Origin of the sequence: Nodosilinea sp. FACHB-141 (assembly GCF_014696135.1) — a bacterium.
In the GTDB taxonomy this organism is placed as follows: Bacteria; Cyanobacteriota; Cyanobacteriia; order Phormidesmidales; family Phormidesmidaceae; genus Nodosilinea.
This window is the reverse complement of sequence record NZ_JACJPP010000013.1, coordinates 498,424-518,605: the sequence shown is the minus strand read 5'-3', so window position 1 is coordinate 518,605 and position 20,182 is coordinate 498,424. Positions and strand designations below refer to the sequence as shown.

Genomic DNA, 20,182 nt, shown 5'->3' with positions numbered 1-20,182 from the left:
GACATCTGGGGCACAGTGAGCCCCGACGGCACGGTGAGTCATATCACCGGTGGCAACTTTGCGGCTAGCGCCATCACCATCAACGGCTGGCTGCGCGACTTCCTGTGGGCTCAAGCCTCCCAGGTGATCGGCTCCTACGGTTCGGCGCTGTCGGCCTATGGTCTGCTGTTCTTGGGTGCTCACTTTGTGTGGGCCTTTAGCCTGATGTTCCTGTTCAGTGGCCGTGGCTACTGGCAAGAGCTGATTGAGTCCATCGTGTGGGCTCACAGCAAGCTGAAGGTAGCGCCTTCTATTCAGCCTCGCGCTCTGAGCATCACTCAGGGTCGGGCTGTGGGTGTGGCTCACTACCTCCTCGGGGGTATCGCTACTACCTGGGCCTTCTTCCTGGCTCGAATTATCGCGGTGGGCTAGGTTTCTCGTCATGGAATCTCCTGGGGGCGCAGGCCCTGCGCCCCTACATACCGCACTCATGACTCAAATGTCGTACTAGAATCCGTTTTGATTCATGGCAACTAAATTCCCAAAATTTAGCCAGGACCTGGCCCAAGATCCGACCACGCGTCGGCTCTGGTACGGGATTGCCACAGCCCACGACTTTGAAAGCCACGATGGCATGACGGAGGAGAATCTTTACCAAAAGATCTTCGCCTCCCACTTTGGCCACCTGGCAATCATCTTTCTGTGGACTTCGGGCAACCTGTTCCACGTCGCCTGGCAAGGCAACTTTGAACAGTGGATCAAAGATCCGCTCAACATCAAACCGATCGCCCACGCGATTTGGGATCCTCACTTTGGTCAGCCTGCGGTAGATGCCTTCTCTCAGGCTGGGTCTTCGACTCCGGTGAACATCGCGTTTTCTGGGGTGTACCACTGGTGGTACACCATCGGTATGCGCACCAACACCGATCTGTACAGTGGTGCTGTCTTTCTGCTGATCCTGTCGGCGGTCTTCCTGTTCGCAGGCTGGCTGCACCTTCAGCCCAAGTTTCGCCCCAGCTTGTCCTGGTTCAAAAACGCTGAGTCTCGCCTCAACCACCACCTGGCTGGTCTGTTTGGCGTCAGCTCGCTGGCCTGGACCGGTCACCTGGTACACGTGGCTATCCCCGAATCTCGCGGTGTCCACGTTGGTTGGGAAAACTTCCTCTCGATGAAGCCCCACCCCGAAGGCTTGATGCCTTTCTTTACCGGCAACTGGGGAGTCTATGCCCAGAACCCCGACACCTCTAGCCATATCTTTGGTACAGCGACTGGGTCTGGTTCTGCGATTCTGACCTTCCTGGGCGGCTTCCATCCTCAGACCGAGTCTCTCTGGCTGACGGATATGGCCCACCACCACCTGGCGATCGCGGTGATCTTCATCATCGCCGGGCACATGTACCGCACCAACTTCGGTATTGGCCACAGCATCAAGGAAATCTTGAATGCTCACAAGCCACCCGGTGGCGGTTTGGGTGAAGGACACAAGGGTCTTTACGACACCTATAACAACTCGCTGCACTTCCAGCTAGCGTTTCACCTAGCTTCCCTCGGTGTGATCACCTCCCTGGTGGCGCAGCACATGTATGCGCTACCTCCCTATGCCTTCATGGCTCAGGAGTACACTACTCAGGCAGCGCTCTATACCCACCACCAGTACATCGCTGGATTCATCATGGTGGGGGCCTTTGCCCACGGCGCGATTTTCTTGGTGCGCGACTACGACCCCAAAGCCAACCAGAACAACGTGCTGTACCGCGTGCTGGAGCACAAGGAAGCGATCATCTCGCACCTGAGCTGGGTGTCACTGTTCCTGGGCTTCCACACCCTGGGTCTGTACGTGCACAACGACGTGGTGGTAGCCTTTGGCACCCCCGAAAAGCAGATTCTGGTTGAGCCTGTGTTTGCCCAGTGGGTGCAAGCCTGCTCTGGTAAGCTGCTCTACGGTTTCGACACGCTGCTGTCGAACCCTGACAGCGTGACTCAAACCGCCAATGCTGTTTACCTGCCTGGCTGGTTTGATGCCATTAACAGCAACAAGAACTCGCTGTTTCTGACCATTGGCCCTGGCGACTTCTTGGTTCACCACGCGATCGCCCTCGGCCTGCACACCACCACCCTGATCTTGGTCAAGGGTGCGCTGGATGCCCGCGGTTCGAAGCTGATGCCCGACAAAAAAGACTTCGGCTACAGCTTCCCCTGCGACGGCCCTGGCCGTGGCGGCACCTGCGACATCTCCGCGTGGGATTCGTTCTACCTGGCGATGTTCTGGATGCTGAACACCCTTGGTTGGGTGACCTTCTACTGGCACTGGAAGCATCTTGCTATCTGGTCGGGTAACGTGGCTCAGTTTAATGAGTCGTCTAACTACCTGATGGGCTGGCTGCGCGACTACCTGTGGCTCAACAGCTCTCAGCTAATCAACGGTTACAACCCCTATGGCATGAATAACCTAGCCGTCTGGGCCTGGATGTTCCTCTTTGGGCACCTGGTTTGGGCCACCGGCTTCATGTTCTTGATCTCCTGGCGGGGCTACTGGCAAGAGCTGATTGAAACTCTTGTCTGGGCCCACGAGCGCACTCCCCTAGCGAACCTGGTTCGCTGGAAGGACAAGCCCGTTGCCATGTCGATCATCCAGGGTCGGGTTGTGGGTCTAGCTCACTTCACGGTGGGTTACATCCTCACCTACGCGGCCTTCCTAATCGCTTCGACTTCAAGCCGCTTCGGCTAGGTTGAGCTAGTTAGGTAAGTTAAAGCGCCCCGGTGCAATGCACTGGGGCGCTTTGTTTGTGAGAGTTTTTCTATCTGTAGGGAATTCTGAGGCGTTACATCTTCCTCTGCTTTAGTCGGAAGAGACTGCTTTTGTCGCACCATGTCAGATCTTGACACTTACTACCAGCTATTTGCTCTTAAACCAGGCGCCTCAAAGCAAGACCTGAAGCAAGCCTATAAGCGGCTTGCAAAGCAGTGGCATCCCGATAAATTTGCGAATGACCCTGCCAATGCCAGAATTGCTGAGGAAAAAATTAAAGCTATTAATGTTGCCTATGAAATCCTACAAACCCATCATGTAGGCTTGACGGGGCAGGCAAGCTATGTACAGACCAGCACAACTGTAAAAACTCGAAAGGTAACTCCCCAAGAGTCTTTCGATAAAGCAAAGTTTTTTGCGAAGAAAGAACAGTACACAGAAGCTGCTGAGGAATTGGGCAATGCAGTTAAGCTTGACCCTAAATTTTCTGAGGCGTACTACTTTAGGGGCTTGGTCTTCTCAGAAATCGGTTTTGAGCATAGAAGTGCAAGTGATTTAAGACGAGCCAAAGAGCTGGGTTTTGTGGTTACTAACCTTTGTCCCGAAGTTGCTGGAATGTTTGGCATAAAATATTCGCCTTCTAAGACTAATAGCTATGCCAGCGGAGGAAATCCCAGAACTCAACAAAAACCTCCTGAAGTTAAGAAGCCTAGCTATTCAGCTACGATTCAGCATGAGTCTGTCTTTGCGAAGATCTCAGAGCCGATTTGTGCAGTAGCTATTAGTCCAAACCATAGCTTTCTCGCTCTGGGTAAGAATAACGGCGATATTGACCTTTGGAGTTACAAAGCGAGAAAGCACTTTTTCTGCTTGAAAGGTCATAGGACGGAGATTACAAACCTGATATTTAGCAATGATAATCAGTTTCTTTTTAGTAGCAGCCTTGATGGGGCTGTAAACCTCTGGAGCCTCAACAACGGTTCTCTGGCCAAGTCGATGCTGATCTGCGATCGCGGAGTTACAGCATTTGATCTCTGTTATTCGCGCAAATTTTTCATTGCTGCTGATGCTGCTGGATTCATTCAAACGTGGGACTTCCAAAGGAATAAGAAAATCAAGCAGATAGTTCGTCAAAAAGTAGCGGTTTCTTCAATACTCCTAAATTCGACAGGTGATGGAGCAGTATTTGGCGCTGAAAATGGCACAGTTGGTTTCTGCTATGTTTCTAGAGACGGCAACGTAATGAATCTAAGGGGGCATGGTGAACCTGTGAAAGCCTTAGCTTTCTCATCTGCAAAGCAGCTTTTTGCGTCTAGCAGCCTATCTGGTGAAGTCTGCCTATGGAAGTATCCTAACCGAGAGCCTCAGATTATATTTCAATCACTCCAGCAGACGATCAATGCTTTGGTATTTTGCCACGGTGGACAAGTTCTATGCGGCATAGACAAAACTGGTCAACTCATTATTTGGGATGTTGATTCTGGAGCTGAATTAAACAGTACAACAGCCCATGCAGCAGACGGCTCTAAATTAATTTCTTTATCTAACGATGCTATTCTCAGCGCCAGCTCTGATGGCACAGTTAAAACATTGAACATACAGTTAAATGTGTAGGCTCATAAACGTCTGTAGTTGAGCTAAATCAACGATAATTAGTGTCGGCTAATCATCAGCGCTAGGGGATTGTGATAGCCCCATGGGCAGACCTTCGACTAGTCAGACCCCATCTTCACTGGGTGTAGTGGCGGCGGGTATGTCAACGTTATGAACCGCAGACGGCCCTTATAAGGTAAGTTATTTAGCGCATAGGGCACCTGGCAATCGCACTCAAATTAGATTCTTGTCTCAAAACCGTCTAGCGCTCAAACAGCAAAAACCCCCTTAACCATAGCTAGGGGGTTTTTATATCAGCAAATTTATTAACTAAATTAACATCACCTAGGCCAGAAAACCGAGCCGTTGGCCATTAGCTTTAGCTTTGCGAATTAGAGCTTGGCGCTCTTTGCTATCGATGCCAAAGCGGTTGCAGAAGTTTGTAATGGTCTTGGAGTGAAGGGCAATCGCCTGTCCCCGCAGCTTGTTAAATTTCGGGGTTCCCATGATGTTGCGAACTAGCAGAACCATCGGTGCAAACATAGCGCTTCTCCTCCAAAGACTCTTAGAAACTTCCTGCGAAACTAGCTGACTGCCAAGGTGACCAGCATTAGACCAGCTACGAACAGAGTGGCGATCGCGGCTTGCAGCGCGTAGCCCTTTTGCTGCTCAGGCGAAGGGTAGGACGCGAAATACACTTCGGGCTCTACGGCGTAGTTATTGAGAATGCCGTTGTCGAGTTGGGTAGTGGTGAACATTGCGAGGCCCTCCTGGGGTGCTGAATGTTTCTTCATGTAAACTAATGTAACAGTAATATAACGATATTGCAACAAGTTCTTGCCTTAATTTTGATTATGCGTTAATCCCAGCTTATAGAGGCAGGGTGTTGCTGTTGGAGGTGGTTAGCAGCGGGCAGAAAAGGCCGCGTCAAGCCACGGCGAGCAGTGCTAAACCACGGCGATCGCCCCAGTCTGCGAAATCTCGCAGACTGGGCTCCAAAATGGGCACAACAGATCACCGCTACCTTCGTAACGTTGCGAAGCTTAAAAGCCTATACTTCCCAGGGCTCCCAAGCTCCGGGTTTGCAACCAAAGGCTGAGGATCGGCGAAGACCTTCTCCTACGGCAGGAAAGCGAGAAGCTGAGGGAATGGAGAGAGCAAGAAAATGAAGGGATTGGGCAATGGATTAGGGGCAGCGCCGTTTTTCTAGAGAAATTGGGGAAATCAACAGGATTGAATTATCGGCTTAGGGCTTGCTCCAAATCGGCGATTAGATCGTCTACGTGCTCTAGACCAACGGAGAGTCGCAGCAGGTTAGGCGCGGTTTGAGTGCCTTGCTCAATTGAGGCGCGGTGTTCGATCGCACTGTGGGGGCTGCCAAAGCTAGTGGCACGAGCGATCAGGTTGGTTTTGGCGGCGACTTCCATAGCTCTGTCCTGATCGCCTTTTACTAAGAATGAGAGTAGGCCACCATAGCCCTGCATTTGTTTCTGCGCGACCTCGTGGCCGGGATGCTCGGGTAATCCGGGGTAAAGTACCTGCTCAATGGCGGGATGTTGGGATAGCCAGGTGGCCATGCTTTGGGCTGCCTGGGACTGGGCGCGTACTCGAAGGGGCAAGGTTTGCAGACCGCGCAGCGTCAGCCAGCAGTCGAAGGGAGACGGCACCACGCCGCCGATGGTTTGCACCAGCCGCAACTGCGCAAACAATGGATTGGATTCGCGGGTGACCACCGCGCCGCCAATCACATCCCCATGGCCCGCCAGATACTTAGTAGTAGCGTGAATCACAAAGTCGGCCCCCAGCGTAAGCGGAGTTTGCAGTACTGGGGAGGCAATGGTGTTGTCGCAGGCCAGGTAGGCGTCAGCCTGGTGCGCTAGGTCGGCAATCGCTTGAATGTCAGTAACGGCCAACTGAGGATTAGATGGGGTTTCGATCAGCACCAAACGGGTGTTGGGGCGCAGGGCTTCGGCTACTGCCGCTAAGTCTGTTGTATCCACCAAGGTGTACCTCAAGCCCCACGGGGCAAAAATGTGGCTTAGCATTTGCTGCACGCCAAAGTAGACGCTTTGGGGTGCTATCACATGGTCGGCTGGGCCGAGGGCTTGCAGCAGGCTAAAGGTAGCGGTTGACCCAGAAGCAAAGGTGGCGGTTTCTGACCCTTTTTCCAGGGTGGTTAAGGCTGTTTCGAGGGCGTCGCGGTTGGGGTTGCCGCTGCGACCGTAGACATAGCCTTTGGGATAGCTGCCATCGCCATCCCGCTCAAAAGTGGTGGAAAGATGAATCGGTGCTGTTAGGGCTCCGGTGGCAGGGTCAATGTTTCTGCCGCTGTGGATGGCCTGGGTTTCTGAGGAAAAGGGCGTGGCGTCGGGAGACATAAGATTAGGAAAGATGGGTTGCCCTTGATTTTAGGCACGTTGGCAAAGCCTTGCCATAAGCCGATCGCCCAGCCAGCTATCCATCTGCCTCATCCTGGGCATTCTGAACCTATCCGTTTTACCCATAAATTGGGACAACCATCTGTGGGTCCCGTAGCCCCTTACCCATTTAACCCCCTACTCAACTCCCCACCTCCCAAAGCCTTTCTCCTTCCCCTGCTGCTTTAACATTCTTTTGTCGCCCCCACTATGGATGCCCTCATCACCTCTGCCCTGGTTTTTCTGTTTGGTGCCGCCGTGGGCAGCTTTCTCAATGTGGTGATTTACCGGGTACCAGCGGGGTTATCGCTGCTGCACCCGCCGTCTCGCTGTCCTAAGTGTCATACTCAGCTCAAACCCTACGACAACGTGCCGGTGCTGGGCTGGCTCTGGCTCAAAGGGCGCTGTCGCTACTGCCGTACGTCTATTTCTCCTCGCTACCCGCTGATTGAGGCGTTTACAGGGACGCTGTTTTTGGCGACGTTCTGGCTGTTCGGCCCCACCTGGCTCACGGTGGGCTATTGGCTATTCCTGAGCTGGCTAGTGGCGCTGGCGTTTATTGACATCGACACCCTAATGCTGCCAAATGTGCTCACCCAGTCGGGATTGGGATTGGGGCTGGCGGTGAAGTTTACCCTGCCGCTATTACAGGGTGAATCGTGGCCTAGCCCTATGCAAAGCCTCTTGGGAGGAATCCTAGGGGCGGTCTTGGGCATTTGGCTGTTTGACCTGATCACCCTGTTTGCCTCAGCAGCGTTAGGCCAAACGGCCATGGGGGGCGGCGATGCCAAACTGGCAGCTATGCTAGGGGCGTGGCTAGGCTGGCAGGGAGTGTTGCTCAGCGGATTTTTGGCCTGTGTAGTAGGGGCGGCGGTGGGGGGAGGTGCGATCGCCCTCAAACTCATCAGCCGCCGTCAGCCGATGCCCTTTGGCCCATTTTTAGCGATCGGGGCCGTGATCACGGTGTTCTGGGGTGAAGTGCTGATCGGGGCTTACCGATCGCTGTTTTTCCCCACCCTTTGATCACAACCTAACCACTAGGGTGCAGCACTGAATAGCGGGAGAGCAATTGACTAGTTAAGGAAGCTCACGCCTAAACTCATTTATGTGGCCTGATCGAAAATGGGATCGAAACGCTGCGTAGTCTGCCGTTTGCCGCATTTCTGCCTAAGCTTGAGCCCACAACACTCCCGGATCGTCCACTGTGAAACAACGCCCCCAATTTTTTCAGCTTGTTCCTTGGCCTTGGCGGCTAGCGCCGTGGATGGTCAGACTGATCGCGCTTGTTCTAGGTTGCTCTCTCAACTGGGCTATTTGCCCTGACAGCGCCCTAGCGACTACTTGGTACCCAGTAGCTGAAACTGCCCAAGGCCAGCAGCAGTTTGTCGACATCGATTCTATAAAGCCTCTGGACTGGGGACATGTGCGAGTGGGCAGCTACTACATCGACCGCCGCTCTGGACAGCCCCAGCGCACTGACTATTTAACTGAATATGACTGCGATCGCCGCCGCTTTCGCGATGTCGAGTTCGATGGCCCTGTGGGCAGCGATCGCTGGATGCCCGTTGACCCCGACCCTTTAAATTCTGCGGCAATGGAGTATGCCTGTGCGATGATTGGCCAGAAAAAGCCTGCGGGTGTCGGCTCCTGATCGGAGTTGAGGGTACTGATCTGCTATGAACCCACCACCATCACCGGCACCGTTGCTTCAGCAGAGATTAGCTTCGTCCCCACTGGCACCACTGCCAGCGCGTTCGTTCCCGCCAGGTTGATTAAGTTGCCAGAGTTGTGGCCACCGCCCGCCAACGAAAACTCATAGCCCTGGGCAGTCGTTTCAAGCTTGCCCCACAGATAAGTTTCTCGCTGGCCACCAGCCTTAAGCGCATCGCGAGTTGTGGCGGGCACAAATGTCGGCCCCCAGCCCGTAGCCAGGCCCGATCGCTTCCGCAATGCTGGGGCCACAAATCGCCAAAAGGTCACCAGGGCCGACACTGGGTTTCCCGGCAAGCCAAAGTACAGCGGCGCATTCCCCCCCTCCGCTGGGAATGTAGCCACCGTGAGTGGTTTACCGGGCTTTACTGCCACCGAGCGAATATGCAGCGTCGCTCCCAACTCCGCCAGAATCTCATCTACATAGTCGTAGTCACCGACGGAAACGCCACCAGATGACACAATCATATCTGCCTGGGCCAGCGCTGACTGAATGGCAGTTCTCAACGCTTGGGGCTGGTCGGGCACAATGCCCAGGCTCAGCGGAATCGCGCCTGCCTGCCGCACCAACGCCGCCAGCGCGTACTGGTTAGAGTCCACAATTTGCCCCGGCTGAAGCGGCGCATCGGGCATGACCAGCTCATCGCCTGTGGAGAGAATTGCTACCCGAGGCTGAGGAAACACCGGCACCTGAAGACACTGGGCCGAGGCCAGCACCGCCAGCTCTGGCCCGCCAATGGAGAGGCCTGGGGCCATGAGCGCCTCGCCCGCCCGGCAAAAGCTGCCTCGGTGGCGCACAAACTGCTGCGGCTCTGGGGTTTCTAGCACCAAAACACTATCGCCCTGGCGCTGGGTGACCTCTTGAATCACGATGGTGTCAGCTCCATCGGGCAGCATGGAGCCCGTGAGAATGCGCGCGGCCTGACCTGAGCCGATGGGGAGCTGAGGCGATCGCCCTGCTGGAATCGTCTCTGTCAGCGTCAGCACCTTGGGTTGCTCAGCACTGGCTCCCTGCACATCCTCATAGCGCACGGCATAGCCATCCATCGCTGAATTATCCCAATGGGGAAAATCGAGCGGGCTAGGGATAGCTTTGGCTAAAACACGACCCAGGCAGGCATCTAAGGAAACTTGCTCTACCTCGGTTGGGAGCGGCACTAGATCGAGAATTTTGGCTTCGGCCTCGGCGGCGGGGAGCATGGAAGTGGGGAGATAAGAGGGGTGGGGAAGATAAGGGAGGTGGGGAAGAGGAGGTGGGTATGCCTTGAGTTCGAGACCTGTAGAGAGCGTAGCGTGGCATGCTCGATAAGGAGTAAGGGAGCCGTGGGCATATTCCCAAGGCGAGTGGGAGCGGTAGAGCGGCATTGCTTGTCGCTTAGGCAAGCCCACAGACCAGCCGTTTTCTTAGGAGAGAGAAGCAAGAACGCAGGGGTTAGAAGTCGGGGCGGGTGATTAGGCAGCTAAGGCCCAAGGCAACTGACCCGGCTAGGGTAGCGGCGGCTGAGGCATCGGTGCCGAAGAACACCAGCAAGCTGTAGAGGCCTAGCCCAACGCTAGCTACCAATCCCAGGGGGGTAGTGAGAAAGTCTAAAAACTCCAACAGCCCTTCGAGAAAGCGCAAAAACTGAAGCCAGCGTGCCAGGAGAGACATAGGGTTTACCGATTAGGTAGCGTTGGCCAAAGTGCTAAAAAATCAGCTTAAGGAACTGTCTCTACAATAACTGTCGTGGCTTTAACCAAACGCTTTTGGCCTCATATTCTTCAAACTTTCCTAAGTAAAGGGTTGGTTCAGTAAAGGGCTTGCATCAGGCGCTTGCGGTAGGTGAGGGTGAGCGGGTTGCTGTCACCCAGCAGCTTGAAGACGGTGAGCATAGCCTTGCGACCGGCGTCACTGCGGTAGCTGCGATCGCGCTCCACCACCCCCAAAAAGCCCTCCAGGGCAGCGGCAAAATCGCCCTTTAACGCTGCCTGGCCAGCAGCCCCATAGGCGACATCTAGATCAGAGTCTCCCAGGTCGGTTAAGGATTGGCGCAGGGTGAGCAGACTCCGAATGCCATCGGCTTGGTCAGCGGTGGCGCGATCGCTCGGGTCAATCAAATCCAAATACTGGCTGGCTAGGGCATCATCCCCCTGCACCAGATATACTTGGGCCGCCTTGAGCAAAATCTGACCGTTGTTGGGGTAGCGGGTCAGCAGCGTGGCCAGGGCTGGATAAATCTCTGTTTTGTCGCCGCTGGCTTGAGCAGCTTCAAAGGCCGCCAGATCTTGCTCCAAAGAGGATTGCAGACCTAGACCGGCCAACAACTCCCGCAGCTGTGGCTCAGGCAGCACCCCCACAAACCCCTCCTGCACTTGCCCCTGGCTGACAATGCGCACATCGGGCACCCCTTCAACCTTAAAGGCTTTAGCCAGCTCAGGGTTGGCGTCAATATCGACCTTGGCCAGGGTGAAGTCATACTCCTGGGCCAGCTTTTCGAGCATGGGTTTGAGCAACTGGCAGGGGCCACACCAAGTGGCAAAAAAATCGACCAGCACCGGCTGCTCAAACGAGGGTTGCAGCACCGCTTGCTCAAACTCGGCTTGATTCACGACAATAGACTGTCCCATCGGGTACCTCAGTGGGGGCGGACAAATAGTTCATAGAGCGACAGCAGCACTTCTACCACAATCAGCAGCACCACATACCACTCCAGCCGTAGGCCGGTCTGGTGCCGCTGCAAGTCGAGCACGGTTTCGGTGGTGCGGCTGACCAGGTCGAGCTTGCGCTCTAGGGCCGAGTGGCGATCGCGAATTTCGTATTCGTCTTCTAGGCGGTGGTAGAGGGAGTCGAGCTCGGGGTATTCCCACAGCAGCTCAGGCTTATCGATGATTTCGACTCGACCCACAATTTTGTGTTGAATCATCAGCGTTTGGCCAATCTGCTTGAGCAACTGGTCACCCTGAACACTCGGGCGGTGCTGATGTTGCAGCTCCACGGCGTAGGGCTCAATGCGGTCAAACACAGCCGCCGCACCGATCTCGTAGTAGGCTAGCACCACGCTTTTAGCCATCACATCGGCCACCAAGTGCAGGCGCAACCCATCAAGGGACGACAAAAAAATCAGTCCATTCTGCACTTTGCCGCTGCTGTTAGGGGCCAAGCGAATAGTGGCAGCTTCGGTTTCAGGGTGGTCGATGGGGTTGGCAATGTGAGGCCTGAGGTTGGTAATAAAAGCCTGTTCTGCATCGGCAGAAAGGCCAAACAGCACCACGGCACCGTAGCTAAACAGCACCCCCTGCCCACCTTCTCCAACGGGCACCATCAGCGGCGAAGAAGGCACCAGTGCTGGACCGCTAGGTTTGGCTAGAGCACCTAAATCAATACTTTGGCCCAAAAAATAGGCTCGTACAGCCACGTCGTCGGCGCGATCGGAGGCTGTCGTAACCGTCTCTGATATAACAGTAGTCATGGGAAATTAGGGTAGAAAACAGGCGATATCCGGCAGCTTGAGGGACAGGGTCTCACTCCTTCGGCCGGTGGTGAAACCTGTTGCAGAACGCCGATACTAGAGAAATGTTCCTCACATCCCATCGTAGGTTATGTTAAAAACTGGCACGGGTTGACATCAGGTAGCAATACGGCAATGCCCTTGGCTAGCCTCTGTCTCTAAAAGTGCAAGCCAATTGGGTGCCGTTATCACCGCCATGGGCGGTTCGGATATTGTGATGTAGGGCCGCAGCCATGAAGCGTGTGGTATTTATTCTTGGGGTTTTAGAAGACGAAGACGTTGACTGGCTGATTGATGCTGGTCAGCGTCGAGAACTGCAACCGGGAGAGGTGTTGATTCGTGAGGGTGCCGCCTGCGACGATATTTTCCTCATTCTAAACGGTAGCTTGGAGGTTTCGGTGGCAGCCATGGGCGACCAGTCCGTTGCCCAGCTGGCAACTGGTGAGGTGGTCGGCGAAATGTCGTTTGTTGACGGTCAACCACCTTCTGCGACGGTGACGGCCCTCGAACCTGGTATTGTGCTGGCTATTTCCTGTAGTCAGCTGCGCCACAAGCTCCAGCAAGATATGTGGTTTGCCTCGCGCTTTTATCGAGCTTTGGCCATTTTGCTCTCTAGCCGCCTGCGCAGCACCGTCAAGCATTTGCAGGGCGAACACTGGCGTCCTGTGGCTAACCCCGACGATGCCGGGCTCGACGAGATGGGCGATATGCTCTCTATGGGCAATATTCGCTTTGACTGGATGCTCAAGCGTCTGCGCAACGTTAACTCTAACCCCTGGGAAGAACTTGAGGTGGACTCTGCCGACTAGGGCTTTTTCTAACATTCAGTCTCTAAGGTTCTGCCGCTTGGCTCCGTTAATCGAAGCGATAAGTCAAACATTTTTGATGAATGCAGCTCATATTCATCGCCTAAGAAAGATTCTGCTACCATTCAGGCAAGGCAACTAGGGGGTAATATAGAGCAACCGTTGGGCACACCCCCATGGCTATGCCCCTTCTGGCTAAAGGTAAGCTGGCGTAAGTGAGCTTAAGTTTGGGCTATATCTGCGGTGGTTAAACTGGCTCACAGGAGCGATCGCGGCGATGGGGTGGGTTAAACGCGATATGCTCTACGTTTCCCTGGTGATTAAGGTCGTCGTTCCATTCTCAACCGATTCTGAGCTCCGTTTTTGCTAGTGACAGCACATGCCACTCCACACCAAACTCAGTAATATTCTCATTGTTGAAGATAGTAAAGGCCGCCGAGAAATTGTCTTGGATGGGTCGGTATACTCCATCGGGCGAGATCCTAAGTGCGACATTCGCCTGTCGTCGCAGTTTGTGTCGCGGCATCACGCCACCCTGGTGCAGCTGCCGAAGGACGATGACACGTTTTACTACCGCATAGTTGACGGCAACCTAAAGGGCAAACCCAGCGCCAATGGAATGCTGATTAATGGGCGCAAGCTCCAGGCCCACGACCTCAAAAACGAAGATGAGATTGTGTTTGGTCCCCAAGCTCGCGCTATTTACTACCAGCTTAAGCGCGATAGCCAATCGACTCTGCCCCCCGACGAGTTTGATATCACGCTCATTAGCCCCAACATGGTTGAAGAGGGCGATGAGGAGTCGGATAGTCTAGATGATGACACCGAGATCTAGCCCATCGCCTGGTGGGTTTGAAGGACTGAGTCTTAGACCAAGGCAACAATAGCCTGGTTGACGGCGCTGAACACCTGCTCACAGTGATTGTTGTGGCGCAGGGGCAGTTCTTGGTTGCTGACAACCAGATTTACCGAGGCTGCGTCGGCAGCTACGGTAGGTGGGCTGATCAGCACCTCAATGGTGGTGAGCTGAGCCAGGGAAACCTGTCCGGGCTGTTCTTTGGCCATCAGATAGTCGCTGGTTTCGTAGACCATATTGAGCCCAAATGCCTGTAGCGAGCTAACAATGGCATCGCGCAGCCGAGCGGTGGTTGCTGAGATAGGAAGTGTGTTGGTATACCGGGCCATAGGCGTCCTCGATGAGACCATCATAACTACAAGTTAGCGCATGGTCGTGGCAGGCATGTTTTGATAAGCCCACTGCTGCACCCTTGACCTTAGTATGCACTAGTCCGGTTTGTATCTTAGTGTATACCATAGCTTGCTGGGGGCCGGTCTGCCCCTAGGGTGGATGGCCCCCTTGTCTGTAAGCTAGAGAGGCAATATCGGAGCGAACTATGCCGGGTAAGCTGCTGGTGTTTGAAGGGGTGGAAGGCTGCGGCAAATCGACCCAGCTCAAGCTCCTGCATAGCGCTCTAGGGAAGAGCGATCGCTTCCAGCAGCTCCAGCAGCAGGGCGTGATTCCCCAAATTCTCGCTACTCGCGAGCCGGGGGGCACGGAGTTGGGCTCAAGCCTGCGCCAGCTGCTGCTAGGCGACCACGGCGAGGCTGCGATAGCTAGTCGGGCTGAGCTGCTGCTCTACGCCGCCGATCGCGCCCAGCATGTCGAAGAGTTGATTAAGCCTGCTCTGGCGAGGGGCTGCTGGGTGCTGTGCGATCGCTACACAGACTCCACCGTGGCCTACCAGGGCCATGGGCGCGGCCTAGACCTAGGGCTGATTGCCCAGCTCAATCACGCGGCCACGGGTGGGCTGGTGCCCGACCTCACCTTGTGGCTTAAGCTCGATGCTGCTGCTGGTCTGGCTCGCACACGCCAGCGAGGGGCTGCCGATCGCATGGAGCAAGCCGATCTGGCCTTTCACCAGCGCGTGCAGGCGGGCTTTGAGGCCTTGGCGGCCCAGCATCCAGAACGGATTGTGGCCATTGATGCAACGGGTGCAGTCGATACCGTCGCCGCCGAGATTTTTGCCGTTGTGGAAGGATATTTGCAGCAGTGGTACGCCCCCAGTTTGATGGTCTAGTGGGCCAAGACACTGCCGTTGCTCTGCTCTGCCGCGCGGTGGAGCAGCGGCGAGTGGCTCCCGCCTACCTGTTTGCTGGCCCCCACGGGGTCGGGCGGCGGCTAGCGGCGGAGCACTTTGCCGAAATTTTGTTTACCCCGCAGTCTGGGGCACCGCCCGCAGCGCTGGGGCGACGCATTGCCCAGCGCAATCACCCCGACCTGCTGTGGGTCGAGCCCACCTATTTACACCAGGGCAAGCTGATCGCGGCTTCCCAGGCGGCTGAGGAAGGGATTGCCCGCAAAAGCCCGCCTCAAACCCGCCTAGAGCAGGTGCGGCAGATTGCTCAATTCTTGAGCCGCCCGCCCCTAGAAGCACCCCGCGCCGTAGTCGTGGTCGAGGCGGCTGAAACTATGGCCGAGGGGGCGGCCAACGGTCTGCTGAAAACCCTGGAAGAACCGGGGCAGGCGACGATTATTTTGCTGGCCCCTGGCCCACAATCGCTGTTGCCTACCCTGGTGTCGCGCTGTCAGACGGTTCCCTTTCAGCGGCTGAACGCGGCAGATATGGCAACGGTGCTCCAGCGGGCGGGGCAAGCTGAGGCGCTAGGGCAACCGCAAATCTTGGCGATGGCCCAGGGGAGCCCAGGGGGTGCGATCGCCGCCTATCAACAGCTTCAAACCATTCCTGCCGACCTGCTTAACGCCCTGCATCAACCCCCCCGTAGCCTACGCGAAGCTTTAGAGCAGGGTCGCCAGGTCACCAAAACCCTCGATACCGAGTCGCAGCTTTGGTTGCTCGATTACCTGCTCAACTGGTACTGGCAAAGCTACCCCACCGAAAGCCTCCAGTGGCTGCCCAAACTTGAAGCCGCCAAAGGCTACCTACGCCGCTTCGTGCAGCCCCGCTTAGTGTGGGAGGTCATGCTGATGGCGCTAGTTGAATCGCCAGGGAACCACTAGGACCGCTCTCCTGCTCGCTTACAAAGGGCGCATAAATAACTGAGTGAAATAATAGGTGCTGCCCCTTTGCCAGACGCCTACCCCCGTTTCAGTAAAGCCCGATCGCAGGATATTTTCTCGGTGCCCGGGGCTATCCATCCAGCCCTGCACGGCTAAAGGGGCGGGGTCGGGGGCATTGGTGCTGGTAAACAAATTTTCGCCCACCATGGCGTAGAGAATATTTGCGTCTGATACTCGCTGGGCCGGGGCATCCCCGGTGGGGCTGACGTGGCCAAAAAAGTTTTCGGCAGCCATTCGCTGGCTGTACTGACGCGCTACCTGAGCCAGTGACCCGTTGGGCTGTAGAGGATTGAGGCCTTCCTGCTGTCGAATCTCATTGATGCGCTCATAGACTAGAGTTTCCATCTCGGCGACAGCCGATGACTGAGCTCCTGTTGCGTCTGGCGCTGCGGGCGGCTCTCGCCCAATGCGAGTAACTGGAGGAATGCGTTCGACCAGTTGTTCTAAATCAGTAGGCTCGCAACCAACCAGCGCCAGGGCCACAGCGACAAAACTAACGGTTTGACGAATGTAGATAAAGCGTTTGGCAAAAGGCATCGAGAACAGTTTCAAGCTAATCAGTCCTGGCTACACCCTAGCGCAACGTGCTCGTTCTCTTGGGCATAACCAGGGCTGATTCAGGGCAAGCGCCTACTCGTAGAGAGGGATACTAAGGGACAGATTTGTTATCTCAGATGAGTTTTCGAATTGAGGCTCAAGACGGCCTGAGCCGATGACCTTCTAATCCTCTTCGACCATTAGCCGCCAGCGGATGGTTTGGGAGGTGACGCTGTCGATTTCCCCCAAGCGCACCTGGACAGTTTCGCTGGTAACGGGGCCGAGGGCGGTGAGCAGGGCGCGCAGGTTGGGGGTACTTTCGCCGCTGTCGACAAATACCCGTTCTGCCAATTGGTTGAGGCGCTTCCAAACGGTGTAGAGTTTGACGGCGGTTTGTTCGATCTGGGCCGCCTGGGCCACCATGTCGGCGGCGGAGTTGAGGCAGCCCACCCGCAGGGCTTCTTCGAGGGCCAGTTCTAAATCAATGCCGCTGGTTTCAAGTAGCTGTACCTGATTGGCGGAGGCCAGATATTTTGACAGGTAGCGAGCCTCTGCGGTGACCTGTTTGAGGGTGTCGAGGTCAGGGTTTAGCTCCACCTCGGTTTTGAGGGTGCTCTGGTGCACAGAGGGCAGCTTCTCCATCTCCTTCACTAGGGGTGCGATGTAGCGGGTGGGGATGGTGTTGTTGGCAGCCTTTTCCCGTAGGGTTTCAGGGATCAGGTCGGAGGTCATGGCGGCCCACTCATTGGCCACCTGACGCACCTCGCGGCGGGTGATGTGGTCGCCTTTGCGGGCGGAGTCGCTGACTAGCTGCTGCACTTCGGGGGCAGATTTGGCGGTTTCGACGAAGGCGCGTTTGCTGAACTGGTTGACCTCTTTAGGGGTGAGCATGCCCGCGTCGAGCAACTGATCGGCGCTTTCAGCGAGTTCGATCAGGTTATAGGCGTGGCTTTTAGTGATTTCGCGATCTTTGAGCCAGTTGAGAAAGCCGGTGCCGCGCCCGTCGCCGCCTTTCTTTTCGCGATCGCGCACCGTCCGCAAAATTCTTCCTCGCCAGATGTCGGTTTGCAGGTCGAAGCGATCGCACACCTGCCAGGCCGCCTCCATCTGCTGGTTAAACTCGTAGTCAGAGATTTTTTCGTCGGTGGGGTCGGGGAGGGCAAAGGTCAGCTCCCCGGCCTGCATCGCTGACTCAATTACCTCAGAAGAATAGGGCATTGCCGCCGTCATACTGTTGTTACCATTTGCGCACAGGGTGTTCATTCTCCCACGTCTGCCTGCTTTACCGCGCGATGGTCAAAGACCTGTGGCCGTCACTATGCCGATAGGCCCGCATAGCCCTCTGGAGCACGCTTTGGGGAGGATCCTTTAAACCAGCGAGGCGCAAAGCTACCTAAAAACTCCCGCGATAAGCTTCGTGAAAGCCACCGCGAGGATTAATTTTGTGGATGGTAGGATGGCCGGGTGAACCCTGAAATTCGACCTTAAAAAGCTATATATGAAGGGATCAGGATTGTCCATGCCATCAAATGTGTTGCGGAAATTTTCCTTTGGAGCGATCGCGCTACTGTCTGCGGGGTCACTGTCCGTAGCCCCGGCCCTCGCTCAGGAGAGTCGGGCTCTAACCGAAAATCCAGCCCTGATTCGAGGCTGTCGTCAGCTCAACCGAGCCACCGAAGTTTTTGACAACTCCACTCTAGGGCCGATCGCAACCCGCATTGGCACTCTACAGGCGGGTACCCAGGTGAGCCTGACCGGGGCAACTTCTCCAGGGCGAGCCCAGGTTTTTTTGAGAAGCGGCACCCTGTCTTCGGCACAGCCCGTAGGCTGGATCAACGCCAGCGTTTTGACTGCCTGCGGTAGCACTCCGATTCCTGCTACCAAGGCCTGCTTTAGGGCCGATCGTGAAATGGTGGTTAGGTCTAGCCCCACAGCCGGCTCTAGCGCCGTTGCTGGCTACAACGTCGGCGACACCGTAATCGCCAGCGCTAACCCACCGACCCAGCAAACCTCCACAGACGGTCGCCGCTGGATGCAGGTGACTATCTATAACGGCAGCACCGGCTGGATTGCCCGTACTGGCACCAATGGCCTGGGCAATAACATAACGCCAATCACCTGTCCTTAAGAAACAGCCGTCAGCGCTTAGCGATTTGACATGTCAAAGCCCTCCTTCAATTCGTGTTGAAGGAGGGCTTTGACCTAAATCTAGGCTCTCGGTCTCTAAGACTTTGGCCTTAAACCAATTTAGGTGCTGGATTACTTACTGATAACTACTCAGCCAGCCGCTCGACAATCACCTGTTGCAGAGCGGGATCTGCCTGGGCCTGGGCCATAATCTGCTCAAACTCTTCAATGCTCAGGGATTCAGCCTCAATGGCGGCTTGCATTTCAGTTCGAGCGCCCTCGCGCAGGGTAGCAACCTGTTCAGCCGCTGCCGCAAACTGCTCAGCCTGCTCTGGCGGAACTTCGGCGGCCGTTTCAGGAGACTGCTGCGATTCGGCGATCGCATTGTAGTCATCCACGGTTAGCCCCTGGGCCTCTACAGCGGCAACCAGGTCAGCCTGCACCGCCTGCTGAATGGTTTGAATTGCCTGATAGGCGCTAACAAAACGGTCGATTTGGGTCTCAGACACCTCTGCTGGGGCAGCCTGAGCCGGTGCTGGCGCTGGTGCTTCTTGCTCCTGGGCTACAGCGGCGGCCGGAACACCTAGCAGCAGGGTGGCGGCTAGAAGACCTTTGAACAGTGTGGAAGGTTTCATGAGCGATGATCCTCGCAATATCGTCAGTCGCAAACCTCGCCGGGGAGATTTACACCAGGCACTACTTTGGTGCCCATGGGTTGACACCCTAGGGGGCAATCATGACGGTGAGATGACAGCTCTGTGACGATAGTGTGACCTCCGCCGCTGCTAGCAGGGTGTGACTCTGTACCCCTGAAGCCATTGGAGAAAATGCCGACCAGCGATTCAGGCATGGGTCGATCGCCCGCGATCGCTGACGAAGCTAAGATAGCTAAGGTCGGTGGCTGCCGCTTCGTTGAGTTGAATTGCTGATTGCCCTCGTCTGTTTTGGCGTTGTTTCAGAGGTCCCTATGGCCAACTTCGAAGTTATTGAGCGAGAGGGGACACGGTTAGTCAAAATCACCTTAAATGACGAAACTGTGCGCACTGAATCAGGTGCCTTGCACTACATGCGAGGTGCTATTGCTATGCAGACTCAAACCCCTTCAGCAGGAGGTTTTCTGAAGTCTTTGGCGACGGGGAAAATATTTTTCGTCCTACCTACACCGGCACAGGGGAGCTATATTTAGCGCCATCGCTGTCTGGGTATCACACGTTAGATCTGTCGGGTGAGGAGTGGATTTTGGATCGGGGTGCCTATTGGGCCAGCGAAGGCAGCGTTGAGATTGCCGTTGAACGCAATAAGTTGTTGAGCGGTCTGGTGGGTGGCGAAGGGCTGGTTCAAACCAAGGTCAAGGGCCGTGGTCAGGTGGTGGTGGTGACCCAAGGCCCTGTGGAAACCGTTGAACTGCGGGGGGAGCGTCTGGTGGTAGACGGTAGTTTTGCGATCGCCCGCACCGGTACTCTCAGCTACCGAGTCGAAAAAGCCACCAAATCTATGGTGAGCTCAATGACCTTTGGGGAGTTCCTCGTCAATGTTTTTGAAGGGCATGGTACGGTGCTGCTGGCCCCGACTCCCTATTGGCAAGTGCTGCTGCTGCGCCAGGTAGCGGCCTCAACGGCGAGAACCTCTAGCTAGGGTAGGGGGGTGAGGCCATCGATTCTCCTTGGCCAGTGTCATACTTAATAAGCAAAAACCCT

Annotated in this window: 20 protein-coding genes and 2 pseudogenes; 11 read left to right on the top strand and 11 right to left on the bottom strand. The window is 55.5% G+C overall.

Going from position 1 to position 20,182, the window contains the following annotated elements; all coding sequences use genetic code 11:
• The 3 genes and pseudogenes from psaA to H6F59_RS16180 all read left to right on the top strand — a co-directional run.
• Positions 1 to 411 (top strand): annotated as a pseudogene (gene psaA, locus H6F59_RS16190) (photosystem I core protein PsaA); the annotation flags it as partial.
• Positions 412 to 505: 94 nt separating this feature from the next.
• Positions 506 to 2,707, top strand: coding sequence for a photosystem I core protein PsaB (gene psaB, locus H6F59_RS16185; RefSeq protein WP_190514495.1), 2,202 nt, complete (start codon positions 506 to 508; stop codon positions 2,705 to 2,707).
• A 141-nt stretch (positions 2,708 to 2,848) separates the two neighbouring features.
• Positions 2,849 to 4,342, top strand: coding sequence for a DnaJ domain-containing protein (locus tag H6F59_RS16180; RefSeq protein WP_190702079.1), 1,494 nt, complete (start codon positions 2,849 to 2,851; stop codon positions 4,340 to 4,342).
• 324 nt (positions 4,343 to 4,666) lie between these two features.
• Here the strand turns inward: H6F59_RS16180 and H6F59_RS16175 are convergent, their stop codons facing one another.
• The 3 genes from H6F59_RS16175 to H6F59_RS16165 all read right to left on the bottom strand — a co-directional run bounded on the left by H6F59_RS16175 (position 4,667) and on the right by H6F59_RS16165 (position 6,699).
• Positions 4,667 to 4,864: an electron transporter gene (locus H6F59_RS16175; protein WP_073606698.1), complete on the bottom strand. Its 198-nt coding sequence runs from the start codon at positions 4,862 to 4,864 to the stop codon at positions 4,667 to 4,669.
• 41 nt (positions 4,865 to 4,905) lie between these two features.
• The gene (gene psb34 / locus H6F59_RS16170) at positions 4,906 to 5,079 is read right to left on the bottom strand and encodes a photosystem II assembly protein Psb34 (RefSeq protein ID WP_190514499.1); all 174 of its coding nucleotides are present in this window, start codon (positions 5,077 to 5,079) and stop codon (positions 4,906 to 4,908) included.
• A 480-nt stretch (positions 5,080 to 5,559) separates the two neighbouring features.
• Positions 5,560 to 6,699, bottom strand: coding sequence for a PLP-dependent aspartate aminotransferase family protein (locus H6F59_RS16165; RefSeq protein WP_190702076.1), 1,140 nt, complete (start codon positions 6,697 to 6,699; stop codon positions 5,560 to 5,562).
• A 249-nt stretch (positions 6,700 to 6,948) separates the two neighbouring features.
• Here H6F59_RS16165 and H6F59_RS16160 point away from each other — a divergent pair, with 249 nt between their 5' ends.
• The gene (locus tag H6F59_RS16160) at positions 6,949 to 7,761 is read left to right on the top strand and encodes an A24 family peptidase (protein ID WP_190702073.1); all 813 of its coding nucleotides are present in this window, start codon (positions 6,949 to 6,951) and stop codon (positions 7,759 to 7,761) included.
• Positions 7,762 to 8,002: 241 nt separating this feature from the next.
• Positions 8,003 to 8,389, top strand: coding sequence for a hypothetical protein (locus H6F59_RS16155; protein ID WP_190702070.1), 387 nt, complete (start codon positions 8,003 to 8,005; stop codon positions 8,387 to 8,389).
• A gap of 23 nt (positions 8,390 to 8,412) precedes the next feature.
• On the opposite strand, the gene glp is transcribed toward H6F59_RS16155, so the two are convergent.
• The 4 genes from glp to H6F59_RS16135 all read right to left on the bottom strand — a co-directional run bounded on the left by glp (position 8,413) and on the right by H6F59_RS16135 (position 11,897).
• Positions 8,413 to 9,648, bottom strand: a complete 1,236-nt coding sequence (gene glp / locus H6F59_RS16150) for a gephyrin-like molybdotransferase Glp (protein ID WP_190702067.1) — start codon at positions 9,646 to 9,648, stop codon at positions 8,413 to 8,415.
• 232 nt (positions 9,649 to 9,880) lie between these two features.
• Positions 9,881 to 10,099 carry a hypothetical protein gene (locus tag H6F59_RS16145; RefSeq protein ID WP_190514504.1) on the bottom strand — a complete coding sequence of 73 codons (219 nt, stop codon included), beginning with the start codon at positions 10,097 to 10,099 and terminating at the stop codon, positions 9,881 to 9,883.
• 137 nt (positions 10,100 to 10,236) lie between these two features.
• Positions 10,237 to 11,055 (bottom strand): tetratricopeptide repeat protein, encoded by an 819-nt coding sequence (locus H6F59_RS16140; RefSeq protein ID WP_190702064.1) that lies wholly within the window; start codon positions 11,053 to 11,055, stop codon positions 10,237 to 10,239.
• Positions 11,056 to 11,063: 8 nt separating this feature from the next.
• Positions 11,064 to 11,897, bottom strand: a complete 834-nt coding sequence (locus tag H6F59_RS16135; RefSeq protein ID WP_190702061.1) for an RMD1 family protein — start codon at positions 11,895 to 11,897, stop codon at positions 11,064 to 11,066.
• 272 nt (positions 11,898 to 12,169) lie between these two features.
• Between H6F59_RS16135 and H6F59_RS16130 the strand changes: the two genes are divergently transcribed.
• Together H6F59_RS16130 and H6F59_RS16125 are read left to right on the top strand one after the other, a co-directional pair.
• Positions 12,170 to 12,745, top strand: coding sequence for a cyclic nucleotide-binding domain-containing protein (locus H6F59_RS16130; RefSeq protein WP_190702058.1), 576 nt, complete (start codon positions 12,170 to 12,172; stop codon positions 12,743 to 12,745).
• Positions 12,746 to 13,121: 376 nt separating this feature from the next.
• Entirely contained in the window at positions 13,122 to 13,577 is a 456-nt protein-coding gene (locus H6F59_RS16125; RefSeq protein WP_073606707.1) for an FHA domain-containing protein, read from the top strand.
• A gap of 32 nt (positions 13,578 to 13,609) precedes the next feature.
• Here H6F59_RS16125 and H6F59_RS16120 read toward each other — a convergent pair whose 3' ends face one another.
• Positions 13,610 to 13,927 carry a hypothetical protein gene (locus H6F59_RS16120; RefSeq protein WP_242021497.1) on the bottom strand — a complete coding sequence of 106 codons (318 nt, stop codon included), beginning with the start codon at positions 13,925 to 13,927 and terminating at the stop codon, positions 13,610 to 13,612.
• Positions 13,928 to 14,136: 209 nt separating this feature from the next.
• On the opposite strand from H6F59_RS16120, the gene tmk reads away from it, so the two are divergent.
• Both tmk and H6F59_RS16110 read left to right on the top strand, forming a co-directional pair.
• Positions 14,137 to 14,820, top strand: a complete 684-nt coding sequence (gene tmk / locus H6F59_RS16115; RefSeq protein WP_190702055.1) for a dTMP kinase — start codon at positions 14,137 to 14,139, stop codon at positions 14,818 to 14,820.
• Complete coding sequence (locus H6F59_RS16110) at positions 14,793 to 15,761, top strand: DNA polymerase III subunit delta' (RefSeq protein WP_313887229.1); 969 nt, start codon at positions 14,793 to 14,795, stop codon at positions 15,759 to 15,761. The genes tmk and H6F59_RS16110 overlap by 28 nt, the downstream gene beginning before the upstream one ends.
• An 18-nt stretch (positions 15,762 to 15,779) precedes the next feature.
• Here H6F59_RS16110 and H6F59_RS16105 read toward each other — a convergent pair whose 3' ends face one another.
• Positions 15,780 to 16,373, bottom strand: coding sequence for a CAP domain-containing protein (locus H6F59_RS16105; RefSeq protein ID WP_242021496.1), 594 nt, complete (start codon positions 16,371 to 16,373; stop codon positions 15,780 to 15,782).
• Positions 16,374 to 16,541: 168 nt separating this feature from the next.
• Positions 16,542 to 17,576, bottom strand: coding sequence for a hypothetical protein (locus H6F59_RS16100; protein WP_242021495.1), 1,035 nt, complete (start codon positions 17,574 to 17,576; stop codon positions 16,542 to 16,544).
• Positions 17,577 to 17,877: 301 nt separating this feature from the next.
• Here H6F59_RS16100 and H6F59_RS16095 point away from each other — a divergent pair, with 301 nt between their 5' ends.
• Positions 17,878 to 18,486, top strand: a complete 609-nt coding sequence (locus tag H6F59_RS16095; RefSeq protein WP_190702052.1) for an SH3 domain-containing protein — start codon at positions 17,878 to 17,880, stop codon at positions 18,484 to 18,486.
• A 145-nt stretch (positions 18,487 to 18,631) separates the two neighbouring features.
• On the opposite strand, the gene H6F59_RS16090 is transcribed toward H6F59_RS16095, so the two are convergent.
• Entirely contained in the window at positions 18,632 to 19,120 is a 489-nt protein-coding gene (locus H6F59_RS16090; RefSeq protein ID WP_190702049.1) for a DUF4168 domain-containing protein, read from the bottom strand.
• A 332-nt stretch (positions 19,121 to 19,452) separates the two neighbouring features.
• Between H6F59_RS16090 and H6F59_RS16085 the strand changes: the two are divergent.
• A pseudogene (locus tag H6F59_RS16085) lies at positions 19,453 to 20,120 on the top strand (AIM24 family protein).
• The last annotated feature ends 62 nt before the right edge of the window (positions 20,121 to 20,182 follow it).